This window comes from Flavobacterium terrisoli (assembly GCF_030167905.1).
Lineage (GTDB): Bacteria > Bacteroidota > Bacteroidia > Flavobacteriales > Flavobacteriaceae > Flavobacterium > Flavobacterium terrisoli.
The window spans coordinates 456,153-464,163 of the sequence record NZ_JARGNA010000002.1 but is presented as its reverse complement, the minus strand read 5'-3'; the positions used below and the strand labels follow the sequence as shown (position 1 = coordinate 464,163).

Genomic DNA, 8,011 nt, shown 5'->3' with positions numbered 1-8,011 from the left:
ACATTACTTATACGGTGACCAATGCCTTTGCGGAGAATCAGATCATCACGGTGACCAATGAAGGTTATGGTATTTATGAATACAGTCTGGATGATGGACCGAGACAAACCAGCAATGTGTTTGAGAACGTATCTTTGGGAGTGCATACGATTTATGTATGGGACGTGAGAGACCCTGATTACTCTTGTGGAGTGGAACTCATAGGAAATGTTCAGGTGATTGATTACCCTCATTATTTTACACCAAACGGGGATGGTATCCATGAAAATTGGAATGTTACCGGATTGGATAATGATAATTATGCAGATCAAACAAAAATTTATATATTTGACCGCTATGGAAAATTAATCAAACAAATCAGTCCTATGAGTCCGGGCTGGGATGGAACGTTCAACGGACATCCGCTGCCATCAACGGATTACTGGTTTACGGTAGATTATCCTGAAAACGGAACCATGAAACAATTTAAAGCCCATTTCTCATTAAAAAGATAAATTAAAATGAATTTTAGAAAATTTTGTCTACTAGCTATACTTTTTGTATCACAACTTTCAACTTCTCAAGAAGGATTGCCTGTTTACTCTGATTACTTATCAGACAACTATTATTTACTTCATCCTTCTATGGCAGGTGCTGCGAATTGTGCAAAACTTAGATTAACCGGAAGGCAACAATGGTTTGGTCAAGAGGACGCACCAGCATTGCAAACGTTAAGTTTTAACGGTTCGCTTGGAGAAAGATCCGGAGGCGGTGTTATTGTATTTAATGATAAAAACGGATATCACTCTCAAACGGGGATGAAGTTGACTTACGCCCACCATTTAATGTTTTCTCGAGATAGGGTTGATTTAAACCAACTTTCATTTGGTATGAGTGCCGGTTTTGTACAAAGTAATTTAGACCAAACTACTTTTTATGATAATTATCCTGATTTTGACCCATTAATATTTGCGTCGATTCAAAAAGCAACTTATTTTAATGTGGATATTGGAGCATCCTATAACTTCCTTGATTTTTATGTTCATGCTACCGTAAAAAATGCCTTGGCAAGTGACAGAAAATTGTATACAGACAGCGAGCCGGTAAACTTGAGAAGGTTTATTTTGAATTCAGGGTATACTTTTGGAGATGAAGAATCTATTCTTTGGGAGCCGTCATTTATGTTCCAATTGGTTACGCAAACGCAGGAAAAGACAATTGATTTAAACATTAAAGCTTACAAAGAATTAGAGTTCGGAAGACTTTGGGGAGGGATATCTTACAGAAGAAGTCTTGATGGTGCTCAGTATGTTCAAGGAAATGGTGTAGCTGACCAAAAATTACAATATATAACGCCAATCGTTGGGGTTAACGTTAAGAATTTTATGTTTTCCTATACTTATTCCCATTTGTTAGGCGATGTGAAATTTGATGCAGGTGGATTCCACCAAATCACTTTGGGTCTCAACTTATTCTGTAAAGCAGAGAAATACCACTGTAACTGTCCAGCTATTAATTAATTTTAAATATAAAGTCCCGATAATCTCGGGACTATTTTTTTTATGGTAATAAAATCAGTAAACGGAAAACATCCGCAGATTCCAACCGATTGTTATGTGGCAGAAAACGCCACCATTGTTGGTGATGTTGTTTTGGGCAATAGCTGCAGCGTTTGGTTTAATGCGGTGATTCGCGGAGATGTTCATTATATCAAAATAGGAAATAAAGTCAATATTCAGGATGGAGCCATTATTCATTGTACTTATCAAAAACACCCAACCGAAATAGGAAATAATGTATCTATTGGACACAACGCCATTGTTCACGGCTGTAAAATTTACGACAATGTTTTGATTGGAATGGGCGCCATTGTAATGGACAATTGCGTAGTGGAAAGCAATTCTATCATTGCAGCGGGCGCTGTGTTGACTCAGAACACTGTGGTGGAATCGGGGACGATTTATGCCGGTGTTCCTGCAAAGAAAGTGAAAGACATTGACCAATCCGACTTTGCCGGAGAAATCGAACGCATTTCGAATAACTATGTGATGTATTCAAGCTGGTTCAAGGAAGAATAAAAGAAGCCTGCAGTTTGAATTTAGCCCCGATTGATGCGACTACCTTGTAGTGCATAAAGCGGGAAAAAGATTTAAAAAATGCCCTAGCGTTTGGCTCCTAAAAATCTTTCGAAATTATGTTGTACTGATTGTTCAAAATGTCGTCTAAGACTTTTGGATTGGAATTGCAGTAGAATACAGCTTCCCCTTTTTTGGTCTCGTTACTCAAACCGACACTTTCTGCCAATACTTTCTTGGTCTGACGTGCCACTGCTTCACCTGAATCGATGATTTTAATGTGATTTGGGAGGATTTTTTTGATTTGTGGTATCAGATAAGGATAATGGCTGCAACCGAGTACCAGGTAATCGATATTGGCCTCAATCATGGGTTCGAGATAACTGTGGAGCAATCGATCCATTTCAGGGGAATTGATATCGCCGTTTTCAATCAGGCTTACTAAGCCGTGGCCAATTTGCTCAATGATTTTAGTATCGTGAAACTGTTCGGCTGTTTGGTGGAAAAGTTCGCTGTTCAAAGTGCCCTGTGTGGCCAGAATCCCTATGGTTTGCGTTTGCGAATGCAGTGCGGCCGGTTTTATCGCCGGTTCGATTCCGATGAACGGAACGTCGTATTTGGCACGCAATTCCTTGATGGCATTGGTCGTTGCGGTATTGCAGGCAACAACTATGATTTTGGCATTTTGATTGAGTAGGAACTCGGTGTTCTTGATGCTTAAATCGATAATTTCTTCTTTTGACCTTTGACCGTAAGGCGCATTTTTGCTATCCGCGAGGTATATGGTATCTTCATGGGGAAGTAATTCGTGAATTTCTCTCCAAATGGAAGTACCGCCAACGCCGGAATCAAAAAGGCCTATAGGATTATTATTCGTCATAGAAGCAAAAGTAAAAAAAAACTGCTCAATATATTGAGCAGTTTTTAAAGTATATTTTTTAGATTTTAGAAACCTAAGTCTTTCTTAATATCAGCAGTCAAATCCGGACCATCAGCCAATAAAAGGTCAGCTACGTTTAATACGTATTGGTATCCTTTTGCTTTACCGATTTTAGTGATTGAAGCTTTAATTTTGTCCATTAAAGGTTTTACCAAATCAGATTCTTTCTTTTGTAATTCTTTTTGAGCATTATCTCTGTACTCAGTAATACGTTTTACCAAGTCTTGTACTTCTGTTTGACGAGTTGCGTTAACAGCATCTCCAACAGTTGAAGCTTCCTGGTCGTATTTTTTTATTTTATTTTGATATTCTTCAGCCATTGTTTTGTATTCCGCATCATAAGTGGCGCTCAATTTTTCCAATTGCTTTTGAGCATCTAACATCGCCGGCATTTTAGAAATAATTTCATTTACATCTACATGTGCAGTTTTAGCTTGAGCATTCATCGTGTAACTTGTTCCTAAAAACAATACAGTAGCTATTAGTAATGATTTCAATCTTTTCATTTTTTAAAGTGTTAATTAATATTTGTTATTTATTCTTCTTTTTTAGGTTCCCCTGTTTTTTCTTCTTTGGCTTTTTTAGCAGCTTCTCTGTCTGCGATAGCCTTTTTCTTTTTCTCTTCTAAAGCTTTTTTTCTGTCCTCTGTTGCTTTGGCTCTTGCGGCCGCTTTGGCTTCCTTAGAATTAGGGTCAAGTGCAGCGGTTGAGTCAGTTGCTTTTTTATCGGTTTCAGGAGTTTTTTTATCACCTGATGTTTTATCGTTAGCAGGAACCGTGCCATTCTTTTTGGCTTCTTTTTCGGCAGCCAATTGTTTGCGTTTTTCATCAGCAGCTAATTTCTTTTCTTCCGCCGCCGCTTTTTTATCAGCAATTAATTTTTCACGAGCTGCTTTCTTATCTTCCAGAACTTTTTTTCTGGCCGCTAATGCAGGATTGTCATCAACAGCATCTTCCAGCGCTTCTTTGGCTTCTTGAGCTTTGATTTGTTTTTCACTCATTTGCTCTCTTTTTTCAGCTCTGGTAATTGTTCTGACTACCTGATCGCTGATGTCATGTCTTTTGGCCGAAAACAACATGGTCAAATCGGATGACTTGTCAAAAACGAAATCATATTTTTTAAGCTCTGCAATATCCTGAACCGCATTGAAAACCTGATCTTGTATCGGTTTAACTAAAACTGCTTTTTGGGTCATCAAATCACCATTTGGGCCAAATTTCTTTTGTTGAAAATCTAACAATTCGTCTTCCTGAAACTTGATTTCTTCTTCACGCTCGTCGATTAACTCTTTGGTTAATAAAGTTCTTTCTGTCTTTAAAGCGTCTTTTAATTTTGCAATTTCAACTTTTTTAGCTTCAATGTCCTGCTTCCATTTTTGAGCTTTTTGCTCTAATTGGCTATTGGCTTCAGTATAATCGGGTACATTTTGCAGAATATATTCCATGTCAATGTAGCCAATTTTGATGCCTCTTGATTGTGCATTTGCTTGAAAAACAAAGGATAAAAGTAATATTGATATTGCAAAATATTTTTTCATACGATTATGATTTAGAAATATGTATCAAATATAATTAAAATTGTTGACCAATTATAAAATGTGTTTCCCAACCATTCTTTTCCGTTAAACCGGGAACAGCATCAAAACCATGCGCAAAATCTATGCCTAATAGACCAAATGCAGGCATGAAAATTCTAATTCCAAATCCCGCTGAACGTTGTAATACAAATGGATTGTATTCTTTGAACGTATTATATGATGATCCGGCTTCCACAAAAGTCAAGGCATAAATTGAAGCTGCAGCCTTAAGTGTTAACGGATATCTTAATTCTAAGGAGAATTTGTTATAAATTGTTGCACCGTCCTGATCTGACAACGACTGATTCGGATAACCTCTTAACTGAACTACTTCACGACCATCTAATGAAAAGTTGGCCAAACCATCTCCACCTAAAAAGAATCTTTCAAAAGGAACCAATCCACGACCACTGTTGTAAGCACCTAAATAACCAAACTCACCCAAAGCCCTTAATACTAAAGCTTTTGATTGTGTTCCGGCTAATCGGGTGTACCAGTCGGCTTTGAATTTCAATTTGTAATATTCTAACCAGTTGAATTTTTTCTGATCTACTTTTCCGCGATTTACATCCGCATCGTGATAATCGTCAACTCTTGCAATCCCGGTTGTGCTTGTTCCATCACTGTTTTGGACTGTAGTGGTTGCAATATAATCATCATTATTAATAAATACACCATCAACGCCAAAGTTATCATCAGTGTTTTCTGGAGTAGTATCAACATATTTCTTTTTGTAGGCTGCCTGATTTTCCAAATCGCTATAATTTATCCCGTTGAAAAGAGAGTATGGTAAAGTAAATTTGGCAGAGAAACTAAATTCAGAACCCGATGTTGGGTAAATAGGGTTTACCCCTTTATTATTTCTGCTTAATCCCAGTGTGAATGCTAAGTTACGGGATGAACCGTCACCAAAAGTAAATAAACCAGTGTTGTAATTGTTCAAATCATAGTATTGGAAACTAACAGAGTTTGAAAACACGAAGAAGTCATCCGGCACCGTTAATCTTTTGGCATAACCTACAGATAGCGAAGTAATGTTAAAGCTTTTGCTTCTGTCTACGTTAGAAGAACTTCCCGAGTATAAAAATTGCTTACTGTGTGATAATGAGGTCGAAAACTGGATTGGTTTTTTACCACCTAACCATGGTTCAGAAAATGACAAACTATACGTCTGGAAGAATGAACTGGCTTGTAAACGCAAGGATACTTTTTGCCCGTCACCCATTGGTAAAGGTTTGTATGCTTCCTTTTTAAACATGTTTCTGGCAGAGAAATTATTAAAGGATAAACCTAATGTTCCGATAAATCCACCACCGCCATAACCACCTTGGAGTTCAATCTGGCTTGATCCTTTTTCAACTACGTTGTATTCTATATCAACAGTTCCTGCTGCAGGATCTACGTTTTTGAATTTAGGTTCAATGGCCTCAGGATCAAAGAAACCTAATTGTCCAATCTCACGAATGGTTCTAACCAAATCTTCTTTGCTGTATTTTTGTCCGGGTTGTGTTCTTAATTCGCGGTAGATTACCCTATCGTTTGTTTTATCATTTCCAACTACAGTAATGTTATTGAAATAGGCAATTGGTCCTTCCAATATTCTGATTTCAAAATCAATCGTGTCATTGGCTGTTTTTACTTCCACCGCGTTGATGTTGGAGAACAAATAACCATTGTTTTGGTACAAATTGGTAATGTCATTTCCATCCGGTTTTGTTTTGTCGGCAATTCTTTTTTCCAATAAGACACCATTGTAAACTTCTCCCTTTTTGATTCCCAATATTCTGGCTAAAGCCTGATCTGAATAAACAGAGTTTCCTAAGAATTTGATATTACCGAAATAATATTTTCTTCCTTCTTCCACTTTAATATTAATGGCCAGTTTGGTCTTTTTGGCATTTAAGAATACCGAGTCAGATACAATTCGGGCATCTCTGTAACCTTTCTCTTTGTATTTGTCTACAATAGACGTTAAATCTTCCTTGTATTTATCCTTGATGAATTTGGATTTTTTAAACAGCCTGACAATATTAATCTGTTTGGTGTTTTTCATGGCACGTCTCAGTTTAGTATCCGAGAATTTTTCATTGCCTTCAAAAGTGATTTTTGAGATTTTCAGTTTGTCACCTTTGTCAATATTCACCAACATTTTCACCTGATTGCCTTCGGTAGTATCTGGCGTTGTAGTGATAAAGACTTTGGTTTTGTAGTAACCGTCTTTTTTATATTTGTTTTCGATATAATTTTTAGTGGTAGTAATCAGGTTTTCATTGACAATCTTACCTTTTGTTAAGCTGTTTTCTTTGATTAAATCTTCAGATTTGGCTTTTTTAACCCCTTGAATTTTTACATCGCTTAGTTTTGGAAGCTCGGCAATGTCAAGATCAAGCCAGATGCTGTCTCCTTCAGTTTTGTTTACATAAAAATCGATATCACTGAACAGTCCTAGTTTGCCTAATTTTTTGATGGCATTGCTGATTTCTTCTCCGGGTACGGTAATCTGCTGTCCTTTTTCCAAACCGGTAAAAGTAACTACGGTTTGCTCATTGTAACTAATTTTGCCATGTACTTTAACTTCTGCTAAAATGTATTTTCTGCCTTGTTCAAAAGGAACTCTGTCTTGGGCTTGTAATTGAAAAATACTTCCAAAAAACAAAAGAATTAGAAATATTTTTGATGTTTTAATCTGCACTGAAATTTTATTTAATTTGTTCACTTGTTTTTCCGAATCTTCGTTCTCTTTTTTGATAGCTGATGATGGCTTCATATAAATCGTCTTCTTTAAAATCGGGCCACAGTACGTCTGTAAAATAAAATTCTGCATAAGCTATTTGCCAAAGCAGAAAGTTACTAATCCTGTGTTCGCCACTGGTTCTAATCACTAAATCTACATCAGGTAGATTGTGCGTGTAAAGATGCTGATTAATAATTGATTCATCAAGTGAGTCTATCGAAATTATATTATTTTTAACTTTATCACTAATAATTTTAACAGCATTTAACAATTCCTCTCTCGAACCATAGCTCAGGGCCAGTGTCAGCGTCATTCGGGTATTGTTTTTGGTCTTTTCAATAACAGCTAAAAGTTCTTTTTTTGCAGTTGAAGGAAGCAAATCGATGTTTCCGATGCAGTTCAGTCTGATGTTGTTTTTCTGAAGTGTTTCAAACTCTTTCTTTAAGGAAGAAATCAGCAATTTCATCAAAGTGTCAACTTCCAATTTAGGACGGTTCCAGTTTTCAGTAGAAAAAGCATACAACGTAAGGTTTTCAATGCCAAGTTTGGCACAGGTTTCAACAGTTATTCTAACTGATTTGGTTCCGTTTTCATGGCCAAAAGCCCTTAGGAAACCTTTTTGTTTCGCCCAGCGACCATTCCCGTCCATAATGATGGCGAGATGTTTGGGTAAATTGTCCTTGTTTATTTTTTCTAGTAAATTCATT

8 protein-coding genes are annotated in these 8,011 nt (G+C 36.8%); 3 read left to right on the top strand and 5 right to left on the bottom strand.

The window, feature by feature from the left end:
- The 3 genes from P1K33_RS04105 to P1K33_RS04095 all read left to right on the top strand — a co-directional run.
- On the top strand, positions 1–494 hold a 494-nt coding region (locus tag P1K33_RS04105; protein ID WP_284651612.1), incomplete at its 5' end, for a T9SS type B sorting domain-containing protein.
- Positions 495–500: 6 nt separating this feature from the next.
- On the top strand, positions 501–1,499 hold the full coding sequence (locus P1K33_RS04100) for a PorP/SprF family type IX secretion system membrane protein (protein WP_284651611.1): 999 nt from the start codon (positions 501–503) through the stop codon (positions 1,497–1,499).
- Positions 1,500–1,541: 42 nt separating this feature from the next.
- Entirely contained in the window at positions 1,542–2,057 is a 516-nt protein-coding gene (locus P1K33_RS04095) for a gamma carbonic anhydrase family protein (RefSeq protein WP_284651610.1), read from the top strand.
- Between the two features lie 97 nt (positions 2,058–2,154).
- Here P1K33_RS04095 and murI read toward each other — a convergent pair whose 3' ends face one another.
- The 5 genes from murI to uppS form a co-directional block, all read right to left on the bottom strand.
- Complete coding sequence (gene murI, locus P1K33_RS04090) at positions 2,155–2,934, bottom strand: glutamate racemase (protein WP_284651609.1); 780 nt, start codon at positions 2,932–2,934, stop codon at positions 2,155–2,157.
- Between the two features lie 65 nt (positions 2,935–2,999).
- Positions 3,000–3,500 carry an OmpH/Skp family outer membrane protein gene (locus P1K33_RS04085; protein ID WP_284651608.1) on the bottom strand — a complete coding sequence of 167 codons (501 nt, stop codon included), beginning with the start codon at positions 3,498–3,500 and terminating at the stop codon, positions 3,000–3,002.
- Positions 3,501–3,529: 29 nt separating this feature from the next.
- Entirely contained in the window at positions 3,530–4,531 is a 1,002-nt protein-coding gene (locus P1K33_RS04080; RefSeq protein ID WP_284651607.1) for an OmpH/Skp family outer membrane protein, read from the bottom strand.
- 34 nt (positions 4,532–4,565) lie between these two features.
- Positions 4,566–7,337: an outer membrane protein assembly factor BamA gene (bamA, locus tag P1K33_RS04075; protein ID WP_284651606.1), complete on the bottom strand. Its 2,772-nt coding sequence runs from the start codon at positions 7,335–7,337 to the stop codon at positions 4,566–4,568.
- Positions 7,270–8,010: an undecaprenyl pyrophosphate synthase gene (gene uppS, locus P1K33_RS04070; RefSeq protein WP_284651605.1), complete on the bottom strand. Its 741-nt coding sequence runs from the start codon at positions 8,008–8,010 to the stop codon at positions 7,270–7,272. Before uppS ends, bamA begins: the two co-directional genes overlap by 68 nt.
- Position 8,011: the final 1 nt, after the last annotated feature.